The sequence below is a fragment of the Allobosea sp. TAB14 genome, assembly GCF_052113865.1.
Classification (GTDB): Bacteria; Pseudomonadota; Alphaproteobacteria; order Rhizobiales; family Beijerinckiaceae; genus Allobosea; species Allobosea spartocytisi.
Genome location: NZ_JBFRDQ010000012.1, coordinates 1 through 24218, shown reverse-complemented (window position 1 = coordinate 24218; position 24218 = coordinate 1). Strand labels below are relative to the sequence as shown.

Here is a 24218-nt window from a genome sequence, read left to right as displayed (position 1 = left end):
CGGCGGGGTTCTCKCCACTGAAAGCGGAAGAATGCTGTCACGAACCCRCTGCGTGTACTCGCCCAGGATGGTGTCGCCCGTTATTYAAGAGCGCTTATCTTAGCTCAACTCCTATTTAAGCCGAGGTCCAATTGCTTAAATAGCGTGCTTCCAGCGAGCGGGGGAGCGAGGAAGCATCCGGTTTCGTCATGTCAAGATGAGTAGCCATCAACCGCGATGGTCTTCAACCTAGCCTCGTAGACCAATCGCCTCCGCGAACGGGATAGTCGCGCTGCAYTCGAGATGTAATACCAACGCCCTCAAGCGGTCTGCGATAATCTATTTGGAGTTTCGCAGCGGGAATTGAAAGACGCAAGCAAGGGCCCCGATTTCCGCGCGGTCAGGCTAACCCGAMKAGATGGCACCGAAAGAAGCCGGCGGCTCAATAGCTACGAGCGAAACCAACGCGCCGCTAAACCTCCGTCGAGCGCACGATGACCGACGCATCGAAAGGGGAGGGTGGGTTGGCCGCGACCCCGATCGACGTCGGATAGTCGCCCGGCTCTGTGGGCGCTGGCACACAGCTCGTCATTGGATCACCCGTAAAGCAGGAGGCATCGTAGCCAGCGCCTTTGACCAGATAGGTACAGACGCTGACGCCGTTGCCGTCCTTGACGTTGCGCGCATTGCARTCGCCGCTCGCGGCATAGTTGGCGAGCTTGCCGCCTTTACCGCAACCGAACTGGCAGGCCATAAGGATTGCCGACTGGTCGATCGTAGCGCAGCGGCCGCCGGAGCAGACCTGCTGGCCGATGAGTGAATCCATGCCGTTCTTCCGGACCTGCGACCAGGAATTCTGCTGATAGCGCGTCCAGGCGGCGACCTGCGCCTGCGGGTCGTTGAGAAAGCTTTGGGCGCTGCCAGTGTAGTAGCGCTCGAAGGTGCCGGGACAGAACTGAAARGCCCCSAGACAGCCATATTGATTGGTCGTACCGAARTTCCCCTCGGCCGCAGAGACCTTCGCCGCGAAAGGCGCGCAGTTCGCCGGGATGCCTGCGGCGATCAAACTCGCAGCGGATTCTCCGGCGAAAACGAGCGGCGAGGAGAGGCAGAGCGCGACGCCGGCTTCGAAGAGGGCAGGGCGCTTCATCATCGCTTGGCCTCGTCGAYGTCGAAGCGGAAATCGCCGTTCAGCAGCGTCTTCCCGTCGTCGCTCAGCCGGAAAGGATTCCTGGCGAACTCGGCCTGCGGACCATTGGCCGGCAGGCCGGTAAAGCGTGGATCGTTCGGGGGGATGATCTGGCGCATCATGTCGTCGACGAGCACGGTGCGACCGCCACCAGGCTCGAGGCGCAGCAGCCGGGTCGGGCAGATGGCGGTCGCACAGTCGTCGTTCCAGATTTGCGAGATCAGGAATTCGCGGCCCATTGTGCGGAGYTGGTAYTCGTGGATYGTCACGGGGCCGCCAGAAAGGGCCYSCCCTGTCCAGATCCCCTCGGGATCGGCCGCAACGTTGCGATAGCTCACCTTGTAGGTGAAGTTCGCYTCGGCCGCATCGGACAGGTTCGCGATCGCGATGCTGGCGGCAGCCAGGGCGACAATCCYGAACAATCCTGGTCTCATGGGTCCCTCCTTGGGTGGTGGCTGCTCATGGGCGCACGAGCGGAATGTTGAAGGAGCAGCCGTCGACGAYCCGGTGATTGACGACCATGCCGAGCTTCAGGCGCCTCGCGCCGACGTCATAGGCGCCGTAAGCGGCTGCGACRGACGGATTGAYCGTGCTGTTAGCCTGGGGTTCGAGATAGCAGCCGCGACCGGCATCGAGTGTCTCGACGCGGATGCCGTTGTAGATCGCAATCCGCATCGGGCAGAGCTTGACCAGGACCTGCGCCTTGGCGTCGCGCAGCTTGGGTGAGCAGCCGAGCGCRGTGTTCAGCACCGTGAGGACRACCGATCGCTGCTCGCTCCAGATGACGAAATGCGCCGCCGTCGCCGGCGCATTGCCATCAACAAATCGYCGATCGCCSCGCGCCCTATAGGCTTCGTTGTTGGCGTCGAGCTGATCCTTCCAGATGTCGGCATAGGTCGCATTGCGCGGCGTTGGCCGCTGCAAGTCGGAATAGGCGAGGGGGCGCCACGCGCCCGGGTCCGGCGTTAGTGTCTGTGCCAGCAGCGGCGCGGTATTCACCGGGTTCAGGGCCAGCGCGATCAGGACCGGCATGCGGTGYCGGCGAGCCGAGCCGTGCGGCGGGCCCYTGTATTCGCTGTCCCTTCTCCCGATCGCAGCCAGATCAGCCATCACCGGCCCCTATTGGTATCGAGACCGGCCAGGTAGCCACCGCCAGATATCGCGGGGCGAACCCTCCCGATCCCGCCAGGCGACGGGCGCGCGCGGCGGATCGACCGGCTGCATCGTCCAGGCCGAGCGGTGGTAGTAGACATTCACCGTCTCGCGCCGCAGCCGTCGGCCATCCCCGTCGAGCAAGTCTGTSGCGCAGTGAACGACGGGGCCGCGATAGCGGGTCACCCGCGCGGTCTGCGCGTCGACGGYGCCCGGCTTGCAGCCGAACAGGCGKACTGCCGAAGGATACGAACGGCCTSGAGCGGCCGYGYCGATCCATCGGAGATAGGCGGCATTGGCGTCTGCTTGCGTGGGGTAAGGGAAGCGCTCCGTCAGGATCGGCGCAAAGGTCGAATTGTCGGGCGCATATTCGAGCCTTCCGGGAACGACATGCGCCGGCGTCTGCAACGCGTGCCGTCCCAGGGCCGATTCCGTGGCGATCAATGGCACCGGCTCCGGGGCCGACGTCGAACATCCGGAGACCGCCATCGCGAGCGCGATGATGGACCACGTCGAGCGCACCATCATGGCATAGCCTCGCGCCCGACAGCCCGAGCTCCGTCGGGCCAGCGCGCCCGCCAGTCCCAGGGCATCTCGAACGTGCTCGACCACAGACCGCGGTAGGCCTTGCGTGCCTGCTGTTCGGCCTGGCCATAGCTTGGCGGGACTTCCCGGTCGTTCCTGGCCGAGGGAGTCAGAACCGCGACGCCCTCGCGCAGCATTGAAGCTGCGAGATCCGGATGATGGGCGGTGGCGCAGCGCGCGAGGCGCTCGTCGCCCTCTTCGCGGATCACGGCACAGGCGAGCCAGCGGTTGAGGGTCGCGTTCACCAGCCAGGCCGCCGCAACCGTTCCACAGGGCCAAGCCTGGCGCTCCAGAGTCGCGATCTGGCCGGGCGCGCAGGTCTCGATGCCGTGGAGTCGAAAGACCGCCTTCGTCTCGATGTCGCGGAGGCGGGTGCCGTCGATGACCTCGACGCGCAGGGGCGGCGACTGCGCCGGCAGCTTTGGACGATAGATTCCGGTGCTCGAGGCCTGCGCCAAGCACGGCGCGACAAAAGCGAGCGCACTGAGGCAGCCGACGCCGGCGTCACGCAGCCGCGCCATTGCGAGATTCCCATATCGAGCTCGAGGCGGCAATCTGAAGTCTCCTGATGGAACGATCAGYGTGGTGACGGCATGCCGACCGAATGCGAGCTGTCCTCACGCAAACCGCGCAGGATGACGGCATTGGGGTCGGGGAGATCGGGAAAGGCCCAGAGGCCGGCACGGGCTTGTCGGGCGATGCGCTGGGCCACGAGATAGGSTTCATGCACCGGCTTGCCGTCCGGCTTCAGCGCGGCAAAGGCGAAGCCCGTGGCGATCAAGGCCGTGCCGAGATCGATCCGCGAGCCTGCGCCCGATCCTTCGCTGCGCGCGGCGATGCAGAAGACGAAGACCGTGCGGCTCTGTGGCAGTGCGGCCGCGTCATGGCACTGCGGCTTCAGATCGCGGGTCAGTGCGACGAGCATGGCAAGCGACGCTTCGCCGCAATCTCGGCGGATGCCCCGAGCGTTTGTGAAACTGGTGCCGCGCAGACAGGACTGCACGCCGTAGAGGCGATAGGTCGTGCCCGCATCGGACCAGCTGTCGCCGGTGAGATACTGCGCCTGCGCCGGAATCGGGAACCAGCGTGACGCCGTCTGCGCCGACGCGCTGGTGGTCGCGAGGATCGTCATCGCGATCGCGACGGATTTCGCTCGCCTCATCTCAATAGCCCTGCAGCGAGAAGTAGAAGCGCTGGGCGCCGTTCGCCGTGACGAAGTCGACGAAATACGGTTCGCTGCGCATCGCGCGCGGGGTCGTCGGATAGCGCGTGCGGCAGCCCGCATCCGTTGAGCAGTCCTGCCGCGGTTTCGACAGGTCGGCGCAGAGATTGCCGTGAGGGGTTTCGGTTAGYGCCGTCCCGRCATCGTCCCCAGCCAGGACAGGCGTCTGGCCAGCGGAGCAAGCCTGATAAGGCTCATAGCCAAGGCCGCTGGCGCGGGCTTCCGGGCAGTTCGGCCAACTCCCGCCCTTRGCGAGAATCCGAAACAGGGTCTGCATGACCGGCACGCAATARGGGATGCTCGGCCAGCCCGGCGAGGTTGCGGCCGAGCAGAGCAGCACCTTGCAGCCGAAYGAAGCGTCTTGSCCYGCCGCGGGGCCGACCAAGAGCGACCCGCATGCACTAAGCATCACCATCATCCGAACAGCTCTCACGCRTTCCTCCGCGATCGGGGTTGACCAGYTCGTGCCAAARCAGCTATGTCTAATATCTATTATAATAGATGTTAGATTGGAAGAGCCGAGAGATGCRGATTCGAGGCCTGACAGTCGGATTWACGATCTTCGCCATCGCCTCCGCGGGCGCTCGCGCGCAGRAGCGKCCACCGCCGCAGCTGGCCGCCGTGGATATGTCGGGGCGTGTGATCCCGGTGTCGCCGATACCCGCACCAGCCGCACGCAGCGACAGAGCGCGAGCCACGCCGCCCTGCTCCATCGACAAGGCGTTGCCTGCGGCGGAGGCGCGCGCGCTGGTGACCCGTGTCGCCACGGAGGAGGACTTTTATCCCGACTTCGTGCTCGCGGTCGCCAAGATCGAGAGCCGGTTCRATTCGGTGGCGATCTCCGAGAAGGGMGCCTTCGGGCTGATGCAGCTCATGCCGGAGACGGCAAAGCGTTTCCAGGTCGATCTCTGCGACCCGGTCGGCAATGTCCGCGGCGGTATCCGCTTCCTGCGCGCTCTGCACGAGAAGTACCGCAACCCGTTCTACATCCTCGCCGCCTACAACGCCGGCGAGGATGCGGTCGAGAAGAACCGCGGCGTTCCGGCYTATCCGGARACCGTGCGTTACGTCGCCGAGGTCATCAACGACTTCTACACATTGCCCGCGCCCGGCCGCACGGTCGCCGGCAGATCTCCGTCGAAGGCACCGCCAGGCGCTGGCTGGAACGACGGCTTCGTCATGCACRTCGACTGAATGGAGGCACCGATGATCCTRTCGYCTACCTTGCGTACCCTTGCCGGCATCGTTCTCGCCGGCACCGTTCTCGCACTGACCGGCAACGCCGCRTCCGCCCAATCCGGCGGCACCCTGCAACCGGTCCAGTCGACCCTGCAGCAACTGGTCTCGACGATGACCGGACCGATCGCGACCTCGCTCGCGACGCTCGCGGTGATCGCCTGCGGCTTCTTCGCCTGGACCGCGCGGCTGACCTGGGGCATCGCCGGCAGCGTCATCTTCGGCATCGTGCTGGTCTTCGGCTCCGCCCAGATCGTCCAGTTCTTCCAGTCGGCGGTCGGCCAATGACGGGTAGCGAGCTCGAGGATCCGCTGATCACACCTTTGGTCAAGGCGCTGACACGGGCGCCTACGCTGATGGGSGTGCCTTACATGTATTTCATGCTGAACGGYGTCGTGACCAGCGTCTGCTTCCTCGTCTCGCACAATCTGATGATGCTGCTCGTCGCAATCCCGCTGCATCTGCTCGGCTTCGTCATGACGCTGCGCGATGATCGGATCTTTGAGATCCTCTTCGTCAAATCAGCGAAGTGCCCGCCGCGTTCACGCTCCTTCTGGAGCGCCGACAGCTACAGTGTCTGAGGTGGCGTCGTGGTCGCCCGCGCTCTGCTCGATGAACTGACCTTCGGCGCCGTCGCGCGGCGCGAACGCCCGGTTTCCTCGCATGTGCCCTATATCAGGCATGTCGACGACCATATCATCCGCACGCGCGACGGTCTGGTCCTGACCATCTTCAAGCTCGAAGGCTATTCCTTCGAGACCTCCGATCTCAGCGAGGTCAATGCACGCCTGCTCGGCCGCAACGACGTCGTGCGCACCTTGGCGAATTCTCGCTTCGCCCTCGTTTCCCATATCGTGCGGCGCGAGGTTCAGCCCCGGATCGACTCCAGCTTCGACAATCCGTTCTGCCGGGAGCTCGACGAACGCTATAATGCCGCGCTGTCGAAGCGGCGGATGTTCGTCAACGATCTCTACCTGACGCTCGTCCGCCGCCCGCTGCAGGGCCAGGCAGGTACCTTCGAGTTCATGCTGGCGAAGCTGCTCGGCCGCAAGGACGAGTCRGGCGCATCGGTTGCGCAGCAAACAGCGCTGAGCGAGTTGCGCGACGTCGCGACCGCGATCCGCGAAAACCTGTCGGGCTACGGCATCCGGCAGCTCSGCGTCGTCGATCGCGAGGGCGYCTGGTTTTCCGAACCGCTCGAGTTCCTGGTCCAGTTGCTGAATGGCGGCCTGCCGCGGCCGATGCATCTGCCGCGCATGGATCTGGCAGAGGCGCTGGCGATGAAGCGCATCTTCTTCGGCCGCAACGCGATCGAGCTGCGCGGTGCCGGCCCCCCCGACACCCGCTTCGGCGCGATGGTCTCGATCCGCGAATATCCGGCCCAGACCGGGCCCGGCTCCTTCGACAATCTCTTGCGCGTCCCGCACGAATTCATCGCAACTCAGAGCTTTGCGATCGTCGACCGGCCGGAAGCGGCCAAGCAGATCGAACGTGTCTCCCGTCAGGTCGACATGTCGGACGAGGCCGGCTCGATCGTCGCCGAGCATCTCGACGACGCGCGCGACGAGCTCCTCGCCTCCGAGGCGATCTATGGTGAGCATCACATGACGGTGATGTGCCTTGGTCGCGATCTCTCCGAGGTCGGCGCGGCCGTCACAGCGGTCGGCGCRGCTCTCACCGATCGCTCGGTCATCTGGGTRCGCGAGGATCTCAATTGCGAGCCGGCCTTCTGGGCCCAACTTCCCGGCAACTTCGCCTATATCGCCCGCAAGTCGATCCTCTCGTCGAAGAATTTTGCGGGACTGACCTCGCTGCACAATTATCCCAGCGGCAGGCCTGCGGGCAATCATTGGGGACCGGCGATCTCGGTCTTCGAGACGACCTCGCAGACGGCCTATTATTACAACCATCATATCCGCGACATCGGCAACTTCACCGTGCTCGGCCCGACCGGCTCGGGCAAGACGGTGTTCCTCTCGTTCATCGCGGCGCAGACCCAGCGGATCGAACCGCGGCCAAAACTCGTCTTCGTYGACAAGGATCGCGGCGCCGAGATCTTCATCCGCGCGCTTGGCGGCCGGTACGAGACGYTGGTGCCTGGCGAGCCGACCGGCTTCAAYCCGCTCTCGCTGCCGGATACCGCACCCAATCGCGMATTCCTGTTCCARCTCTTTGCCTTCATGCTGAGGCCGAGCAATGGCGGCGAGCTCTCGGCCTCCGAAGAGCAGGTGATCCGCAATGCGATCGCRGCYTCACTCGGCGCCGGCCCYGAAGGTCGAACGCTCAAAGCCTTCTCGACCCTGCTGCGCGGGCGGATCCGGGCGGGCGAGGGGGATCTGCTCGCCCGGCTCGAAAGCTGGATGCGGGCCGACCAGCGCGGCTGGCTCTTCGACAATGACGAGGACCGGTTCTCGATCTCGAGCGTGTTCGGCTTCGACATGACGCGGGTGCTCGACGATACCGTCATCCGCACCGCGGCGCTGATGTACATCTTCCATCGGACCGAGGAGCTTTTGACCGGCGATCCGGTCATGATCTTCCTCGACGAGGGCTGGCGCCTGCTCGACGACGATGTCTTCGCCTTCTTCATCCGCGACAAGCTGAAGACGATCCGCAAGCAAAACGGCATCATCGGCTTCGGCACGCAATCGGCGGCCGATATCGTTCGCTCGAAGTCGTCGAACACACTGATCGAACAGACCAGCACTAACATCTTCTTCCCGAACCCGAAGGCCGACGACGACAGCTACGCCCAAGCCTTTCGCCTGTCCGGCCGCGAGATCGCCTGGATCCGCTCGACCGCGCCGGAAAGCCGCTCTTTCCTGATCAAGCACGGGCGCGACAGCATCGTGGCACGGTTGAACCTCGCCGGCATGCCCGATCTCATCAAGGTCTTGTCCGGACGCACCGAGACGGTGGCCGAGCTCGACGCGCTGCGCGCCCGCGTGGGTGAGGACCCTACAACCTGGCTGCCGATCTTCCTCGGAAGGGAGGCTTCATGAAGCGGGCACGCCTCGYTATTGCGCTCGTGACGYYGCTTGGCGCGGCGCCCGCACACGCGAATGTCCCGGTCAACGATGCCGCCCTGCTGACGAAGCAGTCGGAGACCACCGGGACGACGGTCGAGCTCGTTCCGATCAGGAGCCAGCGCAAGGAGGCCAACAAGGGGGTCAAATGCGCGCTGAGGACGGGCAAGAAGGCCRACCTCACCAACCCGGCCGTGYAACCGCAGAGCGGTGACGGTGCCCGCAAGATCCAGGCCTACAGCCCGCAGAGTTCCGTCACGCCGGCTGCTGGTGCGAAGGGCGCGGCCCTCAACAACCAGACGCTCTTCCAGTCCGCCGGCAATGTCGTCGGTGGTCTCGATGCCAGCCGTTCGACCCTGCAGGCGGCGCAGAATGGCTTTCGCGCAACGGGTCAGCAGGTTGGCGCGACCGACACGGTGATGGCGTCCCTTGATGCAAACAGCGCGGCCCGGATCCAGAACAACCTCGCCTGGAACGAGGCGATCAACTCCGCGACCTTATGGGTGACGGCGCTGAATGCCCTCAATCTCGCGCGCAGCAGCGACGGAAGCCGCGCCGCCGGCGGGATGCGGGCAGGTGGCGCCACCCATCCGGCGKCAACGGGAACGGTCTGTCCGACYGGCACGACCGGTTCGGGGATCGCCCCCGAYCCATGCCGCACCCCGTCGAGCTGTCGGTTGCCGGAAGCCGGCACCTCAGGCGATCCGGCCTGTGTCACGCCCCGCTATGTCGATGCTGCCGGCAACGTCCTGTTCTTCCTTGAGCAGATCCAGAACGCGGTCACCGCCGCCAACAGCCGATAAGGGAGAGATCGATGCGTCCCCGCTTGCTGCTCTCAGGCCTTGCGATCGCCATCGCGRGCCCGGTCTTCGCGCAAGTCCCGACCCGCGACGACGCCAATCTCGCCAAGGCCCAGGAAATCGCCTCGACGACGCGTCAGATCCTCGYCGCCGACCAGCAGATCATGCAACACACGCAAAGGACGCTGGCCGCAGTCACCGGAGACCGCTCGTCTCAGGCGCAAGGCTCGCTCGCGCAGATGGCGCTCGGCGGTGGCTTCTCCATGGGATCGGCCCCCTCACTCGGCTCGGTTATCTCGGGCGGGACGCTCTCCTTCGCCGGGATGGGCTCCGGATCGCAGAACATCGTGTCCTCGCTGATCAACGGGCTGCAGCTCGTGCAGACCATCACCGGGCTCGTCGGCGGCAAGACCCATCCGGTCGACACCGCCTACAAGAACTCGGTCAATGTCGCGGCGACCCTGTCAGGGCTGATCGATTCCACGCAAGGCGCGGTGAGGCAGCGTTCTCAGGCCTTCTCCCAAGGCGGTCAGGAAATCGGCAAGGCCCAGGATCTCAAGGGCAGCGTCGATCAGAACACGCAAGTTCAGATCCAGACCGGCCAGACCATCAATGAGCTCAGCGGCACGGTGAACACGGCCGCGGCCGCCGCCAACCAGGCCAATCTCGATCGCCTCGCGGCGGAATCGGCAGCGGCCCGCGCCATGAAGTTCACTCCATGACAGGCGACACCGGCAAGGTCGTGCTGTGGTGCCTCGGCGGRTTGGTCATCGCCTTCGTCGCGGCYGCCATCGGCTTCTCGACGGCTCGCTCCATCCGCCCCGCGACATCCGCCATCACGCAGAGTTCGGACGACGCAGCGAAGGACGCCTCACGCGCCACGACGTTCACGCAACCGAAGGCGCTGAAACCGTGAAGGTCCTCCACAGGCTGACGACGCTCATGTTGTTGACCGGCCTTCTCGGCGGCTGCGCCTACAGGCCATTGAAGGCGCCGTGCGCCGCCGATGAGGACGGTTCCTCGATCGCCTCATATGCGGGAAGCGAACCGCTGGCTCCTGCGGTGTTCACCTCGCTGACGCCCTGCGGCCCGATGCGGCCGATCTGAGGAGAGCGATGGGCAACAGCTTCAGCGTCACGACGCTTCTGCAATCCGTCGACCAGATCGGGCAGAACTATGTCTCGAACGCCTATCAGGCGCTGGCGAACGCGTCGACTTCCGGCGGCGCCACCAGCGTCGCCGGACTATTGCTTACGCTCTACGTGATCTTCTGGGGTATCGGCATCTGGCAGGGAACCGCGACCGGCGGCCCGACCGAGCATGCCTTCAGGTTGCTCCGGGCCTTCATCATCTACGCACTGGCCACAAGCTGGAACGATTTCCAGACCCTGATCTACAACGCCATGAACAGCGGCCCCTCGGCCATCGGCAACGCGCTGCTCAGCGTCGTCACCACCGCCAACAACACCGGCACCTCGGCCAATCTCACCTCGGTCAACGGCGTCCAGAATGCCCTGCAGAACATATGGGACACGACGAACAGCGCCACCGAAGCCTTTCTGCAGAATGCCGGCATCACCAATTGGGGGCCCTACATCTTCGCCGCGGTCTTCTATGTCGCGATGGCGATCCTGATCGGCTTCGCGATCTTCCTGATCATTCTCTCGAAGATGTTCATGTGGCTGCTGCTCGCGCTCGCGCCGCTCTTCATCATCCTGCTGCTCTTCGGCGTGACGAGCCGCTTCTTCAGCGGCTGGCTCGGCGCGATCGCGCAGTATTTCGTGGTACAGGTCCTCGTTTACGCCTTCCTCGCCTTCTACGTCTCGCTGATCCAGCAATCGATCGATGCGCTGAACGGCGTCGCCGGCAGCAAATCCGCGACCTGGGCCACGATCGGTCCGGTCGTTCTGCTCGCCATCATCGGCGTCCTGCTGCTCGCTCAGATCAACAACGTCGCCGCGGCGATCGCCGGCGGCGTTCCGGTCCACGCTCCGCGGATCGGCGCCGTGCTGGCGACAGCGACCGGCTATCGTCTCGGCCTCGCCGCCAACCGGATCCGGCTCGATCTGCGCAATCCCTTCAAGCCAGCATCGCTGTCGCGGCGCGAGGAACTGACCGCTCGTCAGCGCGCCCGCGTTGGCCTGCGCGCCGGCTCCTGGGCTGAGACGGCCGAATTCCGCCGGCTCGCCGACCAGATTCGCAATCAGGCTGCCGCGCCCGGGACCCGCGAGCGGGGAGGGCAGTCATGAGCGAGGTCGCCGCATCGGAAAAACCTCGGGTCGATCCGCGCTATTATGCTGAGGGCACGAGCTGGGAACATGATCTCGCTCGCCGCAACCGCAATTCCCGGGCGCTTGCCTGGATCGTCGCGGCAGTGATGTCGATCGTCGCCATCGTCGCGCTTGGCCTGCTCGCCCTGCTCGTGCCGCTCAAGACCTACGAGCCCTATATGGTCGTGGTCGACAAGACGACGGGATTCGTCGAGGTCAAGCGTCCGATGGCGGAGGGCGCGCTGACCCAGGACGAAGCCGTCACCATGTTCAGTGTCGTGCGCTATATCAAGGCGCGGGAGACCTATGATCCCCGCGCGCTCAAGGACAATTTCGACCTCGCCCAGTTGCTCTCGGCCGGCGATGCCTCGCGCGAGCTCACCGAGATCTACTCGCCGGCGAACCCGAACAATCCGGTCAAGCTTTTCGGCTCGAACACCGAGGTCGCGGTCACCATCAAATCCGTGACTTTCCCGAACAACCGCACGGCGCTGGTGCGCTTCTCGACCGACCAGAAAGCGGCGACCAACATCCTGACCCGCCACTGGGTCTCGCTCGTCCGTTTCCGCTACACCGCGACGCCGATGCGCAACCAATGGCGCTTCGACAACCCGCTCGGGTTCCAGGCGCTCGAATATCGCCGCGACCAGGAGATGGCTCCTTCGCCGGGCACCGCCGGGAGCCAGCCGTGATCCGGCGCATCCTGCTTGGCCTCGCGATCTCGGCCCTGCCAATCTCCGCAGCTTGCGCCGAGGCGACGCCGAGGCCGGGCCGAACCGACGCGCGCATCCGCGACGTCGCCTACAATCGCGACGATGTCACGGCGATCGACGCCAGCTACGGCACCTCGACGATGATCCAGCTCCAGTCGGACGAGAAGATCGAGACCCTCGCGCTTGGCGATGCGATCGCCTGGAAGGTCGAGCCCAATCGCAAGGGCGACATCATCTTCGTCAAACCGGTCGAGAAGAACGCCCAATCGAACCTGAATGTCGTCACCACCAAGCGTGTCTATGTCTTCCTGCTGCGCTCGAACACGCATCCTGTCCAAAACCAGACCTACGCCGTGCGCTTCCGCTTCCCGGATGACGAGGCCGATGCGCGCCTGCTCGCGGCCGCCAAAGAGCGCGCCGCCCATCCTAATCTGAAGGCCCTCAATATCGCCAATGCCAATAGCGAATACGGCTACAAGGGTGCTTCCGCCAACAAGCCCGTGACCGTGTTCGACGACGGGATCAAGACCTGGTTCCGTTTCGAGGGTGAGACGCCGGCGATCTATATCGTCGACGGCGACCGCAATGAGAGCCTGGTCAATTTCCGGACGGAAGGGCCGTATGTCGTCGTCGACAAGGTCGCCGCGCAGTGGACGCTGCGCAATGGCCAGGACGCGACCTGCATCTTCAACCGGCGCCGCACCAATCTGCACGAACCGACCGGGCTCGAGCCCTATGGGCCACGGCGCGTCGACGCGACGGGACAATAAGGAGGAGCGATGCCGAGCGCCGAGGACTATCGCGCTTTCGAGCTGGAGGCCGCCGCCGCGACCTCGGTCGCGYGCAGCCGCACCGTGCTCGGGCGCCTGCTTACGGTCGGCGTTCCTGTCGGAGCGGCCGTCGTCGCCGGCTGGCTGATCTATCGCACCACCAGTCAGCGCTCGACCGTCATGACCGCGCCGGACAAGGAGGAGTTCACGACGACGCAGTTTCCCGCGCCGTCGCTGTCGACGCCGCGGCCTCAGACCGACCAGGGCACGATCGTCATTCCGCAAGCGCCGGTCGAGCCGGCGGCGCCTCCGCCAGCACCACCGCAGCCCATCCACCCGCCGCTCGCGCCCGAGCCTCCCTTCCCGGCCGCAATGCCAAATGACGACGAGGCACGCCGTCTGGCCGAGCTCGAACGCCAGCGTCTGGCGGAGGAGGAGCGCCGCAAATGGGAGCGCCTGCGCGCGTCACAGGTTATCTCGGACAATAGCGCGACGGCCGCCGGCGCGATGAATCCCCAGAGCGCATCCGGACCAGCGGCAGCCGCGGACGACGACCCCAATCGTCGCTTCCTCGCCTCGCTCTCCGCCGCCGGCGTCGATGTCGCGCGCGCGACCAGGAACAACCGGATCGACGCATTGGTAACCCAGGGCACGATGATCCGCGGGGTGCTCGAGACCGCCGTCCAGAGCGATCTGCCGGGCATGGTACGTGCCGTCGTCGCCGAGAATGTCTGGTCCTTCGACGGCCGGCGTATCCTGATCCCGGCCGGGAGCCGTCTCGTCGGCGAGTACAAGTCCGGACTCACCCGTGGTCAGACCCGTGTCTTCGTCGTCTGGACGCGATTGCTGCGCTCCGACGGCGTCTCGGTCCAGCTCGGTTCGAACGGCACTGACGATCTCGGCCGGGCCGGCAGCGCCGGCACCGTCGACAACCACTATCTCGAGCGCTTCGGCGCCGCGATCATGTTGTCGCTCGTCGGCGGCGCCGCGCAGTTCCTGAGCGGCTTTAGCCAGAACTACGACATGACGGGCAACGGCACGGTCATCACCACGACCGATCCCGCGACCGGCGTGGTCACGCAGACCCAGACCGGCGTCGGTCAAAACCAGCTCTCGCTTCAGGCGAGGCAGATCGCTGCCCAGAATGTCTCGCAGACCCTGACCAGTATCGCCCAGGAGGCACTGAAAAACTCGATCAACATCCCACCGACGATTCATCTCGACCAGGGCACAAGGATCATCGTCTTCGTTCGGCGGGACCTCGATTTTTCGTCCCTTTACCCCGATCCGGTGAAGGAGGCGCTGCGGGAGCTCAGGCGTGAGCGCACCATCCAGAAATCTCACGGTCTTCCTTGATCGCGCGCTTGGGCCGCTCCGTCCCTGGCTCGACGACGATCAGGTCGTCGAGATCTGCGCAAATGGTCCGGGCGTGGTCTGGGTCGAGCGTTTCGGTCAATCGGAGATGGAGCGCCACGAGGTTCCAGAGTTGACCGAGCAGGCGATCCGCCATCTCGCCGAGCGCATCGCTGGCCATTCCGGGCAGAACGTGAATGAGGAACACCCGCTGTTGTCGGCAGCGCTTCCGACCGGTGAGCGCTTCCAGGGCGTCATTCCGCCGGTGACCCCCGCCGGCGGCGCCTTCGCGATCCGCAAGCAGGTGATCAAGGAGATGCAGCTCGACGATTACCGCAGGCTCGGCTCGTTCAGGCAGGTGGAGAGGGTCGGAGAGAGAATGCTCAGCGAGATCGACCGGGCGCTCTGCGAACATCTCGATGCCGGGCGGATCGAAGAGTTCATCCGGCTCGCCGTGGTCAACCGCTATTCGATCCTGCTCTCGGGCGGGACGAGTTCCGGCAAGACGACCTTCCTCAACGCGATCCTGAAGGAGGTACCGGCCGACGAGCGGATTATCACCATCGAAGACACCCGCGAAGTCAGGCCGATCCAGCCGAACCACCTGCCGCTGATCGCCTCGAAGGGTGATCAGGGCGAGGCGCGCGTCACTGTCGAGATGCTGTTGCAGGCGTCGCTGCGCTTGCGCCCCGACCGGATCTTCCTCGGCGAGATCCGCGGCGCCGAGGCCTATTCCTTTCTGCGCGCGATCAATACCGGCCATCCCGGCAGCATCACGACCGTTCATGCCGATAGTCCCGCCGGCGCTTTCGAGCAGCTTGCCCTCATGGTGATGCAGGCCGGGCTCGGCTTGAAGCGCGCGGAGATCATCGCCTACATCAAATCCGTCCTGCCGATCGTGATCCAGCAGACCAAGATCGGCGGCTGGCGCGGCACGTCCGCGGTTTATTTCACGCGGATGGCGGAATGGCTGGAGGAAGGTCAGCGAGGGCAAGAGGGCCATGGCGCGCATCGTCGCCTATAGGATCGGCGTCGCCGTCCTGGCGCTGATCGCCTTCTGGCTGCTGTGGAGCCTCGCCTATGAGGTCATCGTCGGTTTGCGCTGGGCGCCATCGCGCTTTCCARGCGARGGGGCGCAACGCTGGGCCTTGCTTCGGATGCAGAACGCCGACCGCTCGTCCGGCTTCGCCTTGATCGCCTGGCGGCAYTTCTGCGAGCGGCTCGTCTATCCGCCGACGCAAACGGAGGCGTTGATCCGCGGCGGCTATGCTGCCGGCACCGTCGTCGCGATTGGCATCGGCCTCGTCATCGTCGGATTGGTCAACCGCCGGCAGATGCCCTTTGGCGCGGCCCGCTTCGGCACCATCATGGAGGCCGCGAAGCAGGGACTGACCGGCAAGCAGGGCATCATTCTCGGCACGTTGAACGGTGTCACCATCCGCTCGGACGAGCCGGSCCACATCCTTGTCGTTGGCCCATCGCGATCGGGCAAGGGCACCGGCTTCGTGCTGCCGAACGGCTATCTCTGGCAGGGTTCGGCCGTCTTCTTCGATCCGAAGCGCGAGAATTTCGAGGCGCTTGCAGGCCATCGGCGGCGGCAGGGCGACAAGGTCTTCATGTTCTCGCCGGGCTCGCCCGACACCCATCGCTATAATCCGCTGGATTTCGTGCGGCGCGGCGAGCGCATGGCGACCGATTGCTTGGTCGTCGCGAGCTTCGTCATTCCGGAGAAGGCCGACGACACCTGGGCCGGGGCAGGGCGCCTGCTGCTCTCGGCCCTGATCGGCTATGTGCTCTCGTCGCCACTGACGGCATCAGCCCAGCATATGCGCAGCGTCGCCCGCATGACGACGACCGGCAAGGACATCTYGACCGTCCTGCGTGCGATCGTGCAGACTGAATCCCAGCATCTGCCGACCTGGGTCATCGACAGCTTCAATCAGTACATCGCGCTGGAGCCCGAGACCCGCAACAGCGCCGTGTTCAACGTCAATATGGCGATGAGCCTTTGGAACAATGGGCTGATTTCAGCGGCGACCGAGACCTCCGATTTCGATATCCGTGAACTTCGCAGGCGGCCGATGACGATCTTCRTCGGCTGCACCATYGCCGAACTCGCGATCTTCCGACCGCTGATCCGCATCCTGTTCCAGCAGATCCACGACCTCCTGATGGAAAAGATCCCGGGCCCGGATGAACCGCATCGGGTGCTGCTCATGCTCGACGAGTTTTACCATGTCGGGCGCATGGACTCACTGATCTCGAAGATCACCATTTCTGCCGGCTACGGCTTTCGGATGGCGATCATCTTGCAGGATATCGCCCAACTCGACGAGCTCTATGGCCGGAATACGCGKATCACCACGMTCTCTGGRTCGCAGATCAAGCTTTTCATCCAGATSAACGATCTCGAGACGGCGGAMTTCGTGTCGGAGATGCTCGGCGAGACCACCCAGATCTACAAGACRCCGGTGAWGCGACCGGGGCAGGGGATYTTCTCGCCTCGCGTCTGGGCGCCCCATTATACGCCGCGGCCGCTCCGCAGCCCGCTCGAGCTGCGCGAGATGTCGGCGCGGCTCTCGATCCTGATGGTGAAGAACTCGCCATCCTTTGAGCTCACCAAGATCCGACATTATCGCGACAAGCCYTATCGCAGATTCTATGAGGCGGCCAAAGGGTCTCCACCCGTCCTGCCGCGCCTCGATGGATGGCGAGATGAGCCGCTCGGTGCGGCGATCAAACCATCAGAGAATGCGAGGGAAATCGAAACGGAGCAGCCACCCAGAACCGCTGCAAAGGCCAAACGGATGGGCGCAGAGAGAGCGCCGACAAGCTGGGGACCRCCGGACATGTCGCCAGCCGCGATGACCAGCTCCACGCAGCGGCCAGAACCCGTCAAGGCCTCCGCGCCTCGATTGAGCGCGAAGCCAACCAGGGAATTGACCCTCGGAACACCGCCGACGCCGGTAGGCGAAGATTGCGATCTGCGCGGGATCATCGCGGCTGCCGGGAACGAACAGGACGCGGCATTCGCCACGATGATGCGGGCGCTTGGCGGTCCGTCTTCCGCGAGCGCCTCCGTCGCTCGAGCTGCGGAAAACCTCAAGATCCTGCAGCGCGGATTTGGCGATGCCGAGGAAAGATCGGCCACCTGAGCGGCTCGCAGGCGAGAAGACAAAATTCGAACGGAATTTGGATCGCGAGGGAGCCATGCGATATTCGGCCCAGGTCAAGCCGATCATATCGATGCCCGCAAGACCTCGCCCGCTCGCAGCGTCGTCGGAAGGTTGCGCGCAAAAGCGAGCGATCGTCGATGAAGCAAGGCCGCTTCGAGGGCGAACTGACGCGAGGCGCGAAAGATGACCTCGAATCCATTCACCGATATCTGCCTGGTTTGTTGCGTTCCGCTGGACGCCGATCCGCAACACGATCTCTTCGTGTTGCGGATCGAGAATAGGGTGCAGTTGCTTTATTGAAGTGGGGCGAACGAGCGGTTCATTGCAACGCGGTCCTCWYGCGTCGAGTCKGGCCCAAGCGCGGCCATCTTGCTCTTAAATATGGACCATCTTGTGGGTGCTTCACCCTTCACCGCAGCATCGAGCGCCTTGCGCATGGTGTGTGCGTCGAAGTCGCAGCAATAGCCCGGCGTCAACGGCTGCTGCCTCCAGGATTCAGCGAGCGGTCCGCCGTCGACCGGATCGAACCCGACCTCGTTTACGATKGCCATGGCGATCTTCTTCGCGGCGGCGTCGTCTCCCGCGACCGCCACRGCCAGTCGACCGGCCGCACCCTTGGGCTGGCCCAGTTCCGCYAGGGAATAGGCGAGGATGTTGTTGAACGCCTTGATGATGGGGCGACCGATCTGTCTGGAGACCCAGACGCTYTCGACCTCGCCTGCATCGAGGTCGGCGATCTGCGGGTCGCGCAGACCCGGATAGTAGTTGCTGGTATCGATGACCGGGACGTTGGCGGGCAGGTTCTTGAAGAGGTCCTTCGGCAGATTTTCGATGGCGAGAAGCGGAATGGAAAGAATGACCAGGTCCGCGCCGGAGATGGCTCCGTTCGTGTCCGCAGCAGTGACTCCAATCTCGTCGGCGAATGGCCTGACGGCATCCGCGCCCTTGGAGYTCGCCACCCTGACCYCATGGCCTGCCGACGCAAGCTTGCGGGCGAGAGTGCCGCCGATATAGCCAATTCCGATGATGCCGATTTTCATGCTGATGCTCKTGTTGTGTTGCCTATCAAGATAAAGGATACTGCGACTTCAGCAAGAACCGACAGATAGGTGGGTTACCCACCAAAAGGTACGTATGGCCCAGGAGCGGGAGTGGAGATGCGGAGACCCGCAGCAGCAGCGCAAATGGGCGGACGCGACGACGGACGCCCTGCGGGTACTCGAAGGCAAATGGAAGATCGTCATCATCTGCCAACTGTTCGGGGCCAAGGAGGCGCTTCGCTTTTCCGAACTCGAACGGCGGTGCGAAGGGGTGAACCAGAAGATGCTCATCCAGCAATTGAAGGAGCTGGAGAAGGACGGGATCGTAACCCGTACTGTTTATCCCCAGGTGCCGCCGAAGGTAGAATATGCATTGACCGAGATGGGCAARGCCCTGGGGCCGTCAATGGCCGAACTCATCGACTGGGCCATCATGCGCAGGGAGCGGATGGCAGCGGAAGTCCGGCCGTGAGCCGTTGCTGGTTCGTGTCGAGCCTGAGAAGCTTGGCCTCCATTTCRCCAGCCCGAACGCCCGACGTATTTCCTGCATAGCGGAGCATGTCGGTTACAAAGCTGACGGCCGACGTCCAGGTCGAGGTCTTATCCATACCCGCAACGGCAGCTTCGTTGCGCAAGGAAGCCAACCAGAAAGCAACAGCCAGAACCGCCGTTTGCCGAGGAAATCCACAACAACGTAAGCGGCGGTTTGCGTGCAGAATGCAACACACTCCAAACCGCTTCTGAGTTCCATAAGATACCTTATGCGAACATCGAGTGTAGGCGGGGTGGGTTCAAGTTTGAAGTGCGACTTGCGAATGATCCCAATGGGTTATCAGCCGCAGGAACGCAGCGATGCAACGCACCTACTCCCAGATGGACCTGAACGACCGTCGCAAGCTCGCCCGATGGCGCGACATGGGATTGAGCGTCGATGTCATTGCGGAGAAGCTCGGCCGGCATCGCTCGACGATTTTCCGGGAGCTGCGGCGCAACGCCTTCATTGACAAGGAATGGCCGGAGCTCAACGGCTACCATTGCGTAACGGCGCATGACATGGCCCGCGAGCGGCGCACCAGGCTCAGGAAGCTCGCGCGCTTCTCCCATGTGCGCCAATCRGTCATCGAACGGATTCAGCACGGCTGGTCGCCACATCAGATCGCGGGCCGGATGCGGCTCGAGCGTCATCCGATCTCGGTCAGCCACGAGACGATCTACAAGTTCGCCTATTCGGCGGACGGTCAGGCCATCAAGCTCTGGCGGCATCTGCCGGAACACCGCGCGCGTCGCCGCCTGCGGCATGCCAGGCGCCGGCATGGGCAGCGCTTCAGCCCGGAGCTGAACATCCTGCGCCGCCCGGACGTCGTCGCCGACCGAAAGCAGTTTGGGCACTGGGAGTGCGATCTCATCCAGTTCCGTCAGAAGTTCGGCAAGGCGAATGTGACATCGCTGGTCGAACGGGTCAGCCGCTTCACCGTTCTGCTACGCAACAACGATCGGCAATCGCGGCCCATCATGGAGCGGCTCATCAGCGTGATGCGCGCCCTGCCCCATCGCGCACGCCGCTCGATCACCTTCGACCGCGGCACGGAGTTCACCGACTGGCCCTATCTCCAAGCCGGGATCGGGGCCCAGACCTGGTTCTGCGACCCGCAATCGCCCTGGCAGAAGGGCACCGTCGAGAACATGAACGCACGAGCCAGGAAATGGCTATCGAGAGACGTCGATCCCCTCTCCATCACCGACCAGGAGCTGAAGGACATCTGCGAGCGATTGAACACCACGCCGCGAAAGTGCCTTGGCTACAAGACGCCGGCGGAAGTCTTCCGGCAGAAGCTCCTCGCCCAGATGCGGGCCGTCGGATAGGATCGCCCAGCCGCAAGTCGCGCTTCAGCGAGAACTCACAGCGCAAAGTTAGAATGTCTCACCGTGGCAAACTAGGAATGTCACACTCCTCCGCCGTGACGTGCGTTGGAGTCTGGCATGGGCTGGGTGGAGATGAGCGAACGGGAGCTTCGCCGCGCTGAGGTGCTGGCATCGGTCTTTGCGGGCCGATTGACGATGACCGCGGCAGCCGACCTCATGGACGTGACGCGGCGCCAGGCGCATCGGCTGGCGCGACAGTTTGCGGACACCGAGCATCACCATGTCAAGAATTATCACGCATCTGAAATGCGCGATAATGACCATTTTCATGAGCCCAAGCCAAGGCGGTCCAACTGCAGTCCAGCCGGAGCGCCTCTCACAATACGCGAATGGCCATGCCGTCGCGCTGAGGATCGGCACCACCGGCCCAGCCCGACGGTTCGACCTTGATCCCATGCGGCGCGCCGAACGCGTATGATTGGTAGGAGCGCGCGACGGGATACCTCAGCGCTTCGAGCTCGTCCGTCACGCGATGTTCGATGCGGTTGGAGACATCGATCGTATCGCTCAGGCAAACGATGCGGGGTGCCGAGACGGCCTCCGCCATCGTCATGTCGAAGTCGATGACATTGCTCAAGGCCTGCGCGAGGGCCGGCACGATAAACGTCCCGCCTGGAGCTCCCAGCGCCATCACCGGGCGCTCGCCCTCGAACACGATGGTCGGCGCCATGGCGCTGCCCCGCCTTGCCTGGCGCGATGGAGCCGGCTCTTCCCGGCCGCGGGCAAATTTCTGTATCGTCGGCGGAGGATTCGTTGGCATCGCTGCGTGGATGCGACTGGTAGCGGGCATCGGTCAGCCCGCGAGATAACGGGTTGCCCTACGGATGAGGGCGCGCCTAGCGATCTGATGGCACATTGTCTATATTGATAGCGTCGCTATCAGTAAGAGAAAGACGCCATCATATGCCCGCCGTCACCATTCGCAACCTGTCCGAAGAGGCCCACCGCGCCCTCAAGGTGCGCGCGGCCCATCATGGCCGCAGCGCGGAAGCCGAAATGCGCGACATTCTGGAAACGGCGGTTCGCCCCGCCAACCGCCTTCGCATCGGCTCAGCCCTGTCGGCATTGAGCCGGAAGGCCGGGCTGACCAATGCCGATTTTGAGGCGCTGGAACAGGACCGCGATCGGACACCCGCCATGCCCATGAGCTTTGAATGATCGTTCTGGATACGAATGTCGTCTCCGAGGCGATGAAGCCGGAGCCAGCTCCCGCCGTGCGTGACTGGCTCGACGAGCAGGCCGCCGAAACCCTCTACCTTGCCAGCGTGACCGTCGCGGAGCTGCTGTTCGGCATCGGCGCGCTGCCGGACGGGCGGCGCAAGCAGATGCTCGCCACCACGCTCGATGGGCAGCTTGCCCTGTTCGGCGGCAGAATCCTTCCTTTCGATACGGATGCCGCTCGCCGTTATGCTGACATCGCGGTTGCGGCGCGTAACGCGGGCAAGGGCTTTCCGACACCGGACGGCTATATCGCAGCCATCGCAGCCGCTCACGGCTTCGCCGTCGCCACGCGTGACACCAGCGCCTTCCATGCGGCGAACGTCCCTGTGATCGACCCGTGGAAGGCGGGACGCTGAGGACGCGATGATGATCCTTTTCTTGCGGCCAATAGCATCGGACTCGCGCGTCACATAACCGCGCTGCTCCAAGGCCAGGATCATTTTCGCGGCGGCTTGAAAATGTCGGGTTCCGGAGCGAGGAAAAATTATTCTCCCCCGGCGCAATCACAGCGACAGCACGCCGCTTCGGTCCACCGATCACAGCCCACTGTAACACCGCATTCTTCTTATCCTGGCACAACGATTGCCTGGCGGAGCGAGTCATATAAGCGCAGCCTTGGGTTGGCCTACGGAGACAGACGATGCATGCGGGCGCGGGCGGGCGTTTTCGGTACGATCTGAAACTCACCAAGGTAGGCCGGAGAAGGGGTTGGCTTCTTGCTGGCGTCAGCGGCGCGGCGCTCGCCTGTTCGCTGCCCTCGGCGGTATCCGCAGCGACATATTTCGCCAGCAACGATGGCCAATTGCGCAGTGCCATCACCACGGCGAATGGCGATGGCGACCCCAGCTCGACGATCGTAGTGACCCAGAGCTTCACTGTCGGCTCAACCAGCTGGCCCACCACGCTCAAGCCGATCACGATCGACACTCAAGGTTTCGTACTGACTCCTCAGTCGTCGAGCGGTGCGATTGCTTTGATAGGCAATAGCAACTTTACGCTCATGGGTACGTACCAAGGCGCTGGCGGCGCGTCTGGCGGATCGGCCATTAGCGTCCGGCAGGGTACGTCCGTCACGAATTTTGGGCTCCTTCAGGGCTGCTCTGGCTCGGCGGGAGTGGGGGGCTACGGTGTCGAGCTTGGTGGCCCGGGAGCTGCTCCCATGCTGACGAACCATGGCGTCATTCGTGGCGGGGCAGGAACGCCAACCGGCCAATCAGCCATCCTCGTGCGCCAGGGCGGGAGTCAGATTGTCAATACCGGGACGATCGAAGCAGGAGCTGGAAGCCCCGCGATTAGGGCGAACGGGCCTGCCGTCAACCTCGACATCATCAATAGCGGCACGATCCGGGCCGGCGCCGGCCAGAACAACGCGATTCAGCTGGCTCCAGGCGTGACGACGGGTGCCATCCATCTGGAGCTTCAGGACGGCTCGCAGGTCTTCGGCAATGTGATCGCGAACCCGGCTGCGGTCGGTGACAGCCTTCGTCTCAGCGGAACGGCCAGCAACAGCCTCGACCTTTCCCAGTATCAGAATTTCGACAGCTTCGAGAAGGTCGGGACCGGCACCTGGTCCTTGACGGGCACCAGCAGCTTCACCGGCCCGACCAGCATTGCCGGCGGCACGCTTTCGGTGAACGGCTCGCTCGCCGGCTCGGCGGTGRCGGTYCAGTCCGGCGCGACGCTCGCCGGCAGCGGCACGGTGGGSGCGACGACGCTGCTCGGCGGCAGCCGCATCRCGCCGGGCAACTCGATCGGCACTTTGACGGTGAACGGCGCCTTCGCGCAGGGCGCGGGCTCGTCCTACCAGGTCGAGGTCGACCCTGGCACGGTGACGTCGGATCTGATCAAGGTGAACGGCACGGCGACRCTGGCGACCGGTGCCGGCCTGTCCGTCGTGAACTATACCGGGTCGCCCTATGTTCTTGGCCAGCGCTAYACCATCCTSACCTCKRCCGGGYTGACSGGMACCTATGGCTTYSSCGAGCAGGYSCTGACSCCGTTCCTRAGCCTGCGCGACAGCTACGATGCTCGCAACGCTTATCTGACRGTCGTGCAGACCCAGACCGCCGGCAGCATCGGCACRAGCCCCAACGAGGTCGAGGTCGGCAAGAGCATCGACAGCCTGCCSGSYGGCRATCCGGTYCAGAGCGGCGTSYWCAACCAGGCCAGCATCGATGCGGCACRKCGSGCSCTGAACCAGCTCTCMGGYGARATCCACGCCTCKGCCAAGACGGCCCTGATCGAAGACAGCTGGTTGCTGCGTGCGGCGATCAACGACCGGCTACGCTCGGCCTTCGGCAGCGTCGGCTCGGTCACGCTGAACTACGGCTACAGCGCGGATCTGGCCCCGAGCGTGAGGGGACCGATGCCTCTGCCGCAGACGGACCGCTTCGCAGTCTGGGGCCAGGGCTATGGCTCATGGGGCCGGACCGATAGCGACGGCAATGCCGCGAGGCTGAAGCGCTCGACCGGCGGCTTCCTCGTCGGCGCCGATGCGGCGGTCTACGACAATCTGCGCTTCGGCGTCGTTGCCGGCTACAGCCGCAGCGACTTCGACGTGAAC

27 protein-coding genes are annotated in these 24218 nt (G+C 64.2%); 18 read left to right on the top strand and 9 right to left on the bottom strand.

Annotation, left to right across the window (positions count from 1 at the left end; translation table 11 throughout):
* Window positions 1-451 precede the first annotated feature (451 nt).
* The 7 genes from AB4Y99_RS03110 to AB4Y99_RS03080 all read right to left on the bottom strand — a co-directional run bounded on the left by AB4Y99_RS03110 (window position 452) and on the right by AB4Y99_RS03080 (window position 4404).
* Window positions 452-1132, bottom strand: coding sequence for an acyltransferase (locus tag AB4Y99_RS03110; RefSeq protein WP_441522326.1), 681 nt, complete (start codon window positions 1130-1132; stop codon window positions 452-454).
* Window positions 1129-1590 (bottom strand): hypothetical protein, encoded by a 462-nt coding sequence (locus tag AB4Y99_RS03105; RefSeq protein ID WP_441522325.1) that lies wholly within the window; start codon window positions 1588-1590, stop codon window positions 1129-1131. The genes AB4Y99_RS03110 and AB4Y99_RS03105 overlap by 4 nt, the downstream gene beginning before the upstream one ends.
* A gap of 37 nt (window positions 1591-1627) precedes the next feature.
* Complete coding sequence (locus AB4Y99_RS03100) at window positions 1628-2200, bottom strand: hypothetical protein (protein WP_441522324.1); 573 nt, start codon at window positions 2198-2200, stop codon at window positions 1628-1630.
* Window positions 2201-2287: 87 nt separating this feature from the next.
* A complete protein-coding gene (locus AB4Y99_RS03095) occupies window positions 2288-2848 on the bottom strand; it encodes a hypothetical protein (protein ID WP_441522323.1) in 561 nt (186 codons plus the stop codon).
* The gene (locus tag AB4Y99_RS03090; protein ID WP_441522322.1) at window positions 2845-3426 is read right to left on the bottom strand and encodes a thermonuclease family protein; all 582 of its coding nucleotides are present in this window, start codon (window positions 3424-3426) and stop codon (window positions 2845-2847) included. The genes AB4Y99_RS03095 and AB4Y99_RS03090 overlap by 4 nt, the downstream gene beginning before the upstream one ends.
* Before the next feature lie 56 nt (window positions 3427-3482).
* Window positions 3483-4067, bottom strand: a complete 585-nt coding sequence (locus AB4Y99_RS03085; RefSeq protein WP_441522321.1) for a thermonuclease family protein — start codon at window positions 4065-4067, stop codon at window positions 3483-3485.
* A gap of 1 nt (window position 4068) precedes the next feature.
* On the bottom strand, window positions 4069-4404 hold the full coding sequence (locus tag AB4Y99_RS03080) for a hypothetical protein (protein WP_441522320.1): 336 nt from the start codon (window positions 4402-4404) through the stop codon (window positions 4069-4071).
* A gap of 473 nt (window positions 4405-4877) precedes the next feature.
* Between AB4Y99_RS03080 and AB4Y99_RS03075 the strand changes: the two genes are divergently transcribed.
* From AB4Y99_RS03075 to AB4Y99_RS03015, 13 genes are all read left to right on the top strand, one after another.
* Window positions 4878-5321 (top strand): lytic transglycosylase domain-containing protein, encoded by a 444-nt coding sequence (locus AB4Y99_RS03075; protein WP_441522319.1) that lies wholly within the window; start codon window positions 4878-4880, stop codon window positions 5319-5321.
* Between the two features lie 12 nt (window positions 5322-5333).
* On the top strand, window positions 5334-5651 hold the full coding sequence (locus AB4Y99_RS03070; protein ID WP_441522318.1) for a TrbC/VirB2 family type IV secretion system protein: 318 nt from the start codon (window positions 5334-5336) through the stop codon (window positions 5649-5651).
* On the top strand, window positions 5648-5944 hold the full coding sequence (locus AB4Y99_RS03065; RefSeq protein WP_038357834.1) for a VirB3 family type IV secretion system protein: 297 nt from the start codon (window positions 5648-5650) through the stop codon (window positions 5942-5944). Before AB4Y99_RS03070 ends, AB4Y99_RS03065 begins: the two co-directional genes overlap by 4 nt.
* A 9-nt stretch (window positions 5945-5953) precedes the next feature.
* Window positions 5954-8365 (top strand): VirB4 family type IV secretion/conjugal transfer ATPase, encoded by a 2412-nt coding sequence (locus AB4Y99_RS03060; protein ID WP_441522317.1) that lies wholly within the window; start codon window positions 5954-5956, stop codon window positions 8363-8365.
* The gene (locus AB4Y99_RS03055) at window positions 8362-9192 is read left to right on the top strand and encodes a hypothetical protein (RefSeq protein WP_441522316.1); all 831 of its coding nucleotides are present in this window, start codon (window positions 8362-8364) and stop codon (window positions 9190-9192) included. The genes AB4Y99_RS03060 and AB4Y99_RS03055 overlap by 4 nt, the downstream gene beginning before the upstream one ends.
* An 11-nt stretch (window positions 9193-9203) precedes the next feature.
* Window positions 9204-9911 (top strand): type IV secretion system protein, encoded by a 708-nt coding sequence (locus tag AB4Y99_RS03050; protein ID WP_441522315.1) that lies wholly within the window; start codon window positions 9204-9206, stop codon window positions 9909-9911.
* Complete coding sequence (locus AB4Y99_RS03045) at window positions 9908-10105, top strand: hypothetical protein (protein ID WP_441522314.1); 198 nt, start codon at window positions 9908-9910, stop codon at window positions 10103-10105. Before AB4Y99_RS03050 ends, AB4Y99_RS03045 begins: the two co-directional genes overlap by 4 nt.
* Window positions 10106-10304: 199 nt before the next feature.
* Window positions 10305-11438, top strand: a complete 1134-nt coding sequence (locus tag AB4Y99_RS03040; RefSeq protein WP_441522313.1) for a TrbL/VirB6 family protein — start codon at window positions 10305-10307, stop codon at window positions 11436-11438.
* On the top strand, window positions 11435-12151 hold the full coding sequence (locus tag AB4Y99_RS03035) for a VirB8 family type IV secretion system protein (protein WP_441522312.1): 717 nt from the start codon (window positions 11435-11437) through the stop codon (window positions 12149-12151). The genes AB4Y99_RS03040 and AB4Y99_RS03035 overlap by 4 nt, the downstream gene beginning before the upstream one ends.
* The gene (virB9, locus tag AB4Y99_RS03030) at window positions 12148-12942 is read left to right on the top strand and encodes a P-type conjugative transfer protein VirB9 (protein WP_441522311.1); all 795 of its coding nucleotides are present in this window, start codon (window positions 12148-12150) and stop codon (window positions 12940-12942) included. The genes AB4Y99_RS03035 and virB9 overlap by 4 nt, the downstream gene beginning before the upstream one ends.
* 9 nt (window positions 12943-12951) lie before the next feature.
* Window positions 12952-14298, top strand: a complete 1347-nt coding sequence (virB10, locus tag AB4Y99_RS03025; RefSeq protein ID WP_441522310.1) for a type IV secretion system protein VirB10 — start codon at window positions 12952-12954, stop codon at window positions 14296-14298.
* The gene (gene virB11 / locus AB4Y99_RS03020) at window positions 14261-15319 is read left to right on the top strand and encodes a P-type DNA transfer ATPase VirB11 (RefSeq protein ID WP_441522309.1); all 1059 of its coding nucleotides are present in this window, start codon (window positions 14261-14263) and stop codon (window positions 15317-15319) included. The genes virB10 and virB11 overlap by 38 nt, the downstream gene beginning before the upstream one ends.
* Window positions 15297-17450 carry a type IV secretory system conjugative DNA transfer family protein gene (locus AB4Y99_RS03015; protein WP_441522308.1) on the top strand — a complete coding sequence of 718 codons (2154 nt, stop codon included), beginning with the start codon at window positions 15297-15299 and terminating at the stop codon, window positions 17448-17450. Before virB11 ends, AB4Y99_RS03015 begins: the two co-directional genes overlap by 23 nt.
* A gap of 314 nt (window positions 17451-17764) precedes the next feature.
* Here AB4Y99_RS03015 and AB4Y99_RS03010 read toward each other — a convergent pair whose 3' ends face one another.
* Window positions 17765-18511: an NADPH-dependent F420 reductase gene (locus AB4Y99_RS03010; RefSeq protein ID WP_441522307.1), complete on the bottom strand. Its 747-nt coding sequence runs from the start codon at window positions 18509-18511 to the stop codon at window positions 17765-17767.
* 94 nt (window positions 18512-18605) lie between these two features.
* On the opposite strand from AB4Y99_RS03010, the gene AB4Y99_RS03005 reads away from it, so the two are divergent.
* Complete coding sequence (locus tag AB4Y99_RS03005) at window positions 18606-18983, top strand: winged helix-turn-helix transcriptional regulator (RefSeq protein WP_142021449.1); 378 nt, start codon at window positions 18606-18608, stop codon at window positions 18981-18983.
* A 380-nt stretch (window positions 18984-19363) separates the two neighbouring features.
* Entirely contained in the window at window positions 19364-20374 is a 1011-nt protein-coding gene (locus AB4Y99_RS03000) for an IS30 family transposase (protein WP_441522306.1), read from the top strand.
* A gap of 376 nt (window positions 20375-20750) precedes the next feature.
* Here the strand turns inward: AB4Y99_RS03000 and AB4Y99_RS02995 are convergent, their stop codons facing one another.
* On the bottom strand, window positions 20751-21104 hold the full coding sequence (locus tag AB4Y99_RS02995; RefSeq protein ID WP_441522305.1) for a gamma-glutamyltransferase: 354 nt from the start codon (window positions 21102-21104) through the stop codon (window positions 20751-20753).
* A gap of 233 nt (window positions 21105-21337) precedes the next feature.
* On the opposite strand from AB4Y99_RS02995, the gene AB4Y99_RS02990 reads away from it, so the two are divergent.
* From AB4Y99_RS02990 to AB4Y99_RS02980, 3 genes are all read left to right on the top strand, one after another.
* On the top strand, window positions 21338-21592 hold the full coding sequence (locus tag AB4Y99_RS02990; RefSeq protein WP_038358212.1) for a FitA-like ribbon-helix-helix domain-containing protein: 255 nt from the start codon (window positions 21338-21340) through the stop codon (window positions 21590-21592).
* Entirely contained in the window at window positions 21589-22011 is a 423-nt protein-coding gene (locus tag AB4Y99_RS02985; protein WP_038358210.1) for a type II toxin-antitoxin system VapC family toxin, read from the top strand. The genes AB4Y99_RS02990 and AB4Y99_RS02985 overlap by 4 nt, the downstream gene beginning before the upstream one ends.
* Window positions 22012-22295: 284 nt before the next feature.
* A partial coding sequence (locus AB4Y99_RS02980; protein WP_441522304.1) for an autotransporter outer membrane beta-barrel domain-containing protein occupies window positions 22296-24218 on the top strand: 1923 nt, incomplete at its 3' end.

Excerpts from the sequence above, each read along its gene's own strand:
- AB4Y99_RS03090 (WP_441522322.1), bottom strand. The coding sequence starts at position 3,426 with ATGGCGCGGCTGCGTGACGCCGGCGTCGGCTGCCTCAGTGCGCTCGCT.
- AB4Y99_RS03040 (WP_441522313.1), top strand. The coding sequence starts at position 10,305 with ATGGGCAACAGCTTCAGCGTCACGACGCTTCTGCAATCCGTCGACCAG.
- AB4Y99_RS03035 (WP_441522312.1), top strand. The coding sequence starts at position 11,435 with ATGAGCGAGGTCGCCGCATCGGAAAAACCTCGGGTCGATCCGCGCTAT.
- AB4Y99_RS02995 (WP_441522305.1), bottom strand. The coding sequence starts at position 21,104 with ATGGCGCCGACCATCGTGTTCGAGGGCGAGCGCCCGGTGATGGCGCTG.
- AB4Y99_RS02990 (WP_038358212.1), top strand. The coding sequence starts at position 21,338 with ATGCCCGCCGTCACCATTCGCAACCTGTCCGAAGAGGCCCACCGCGCC.
- AB4Y99_RS02985 (WP_038358210.1), top strand. The coding sequence starts at position 21,589 with ATGATCGTTCTGGATACGAATGTCGTCTCCGAGGCGATGAAGCCGGAG.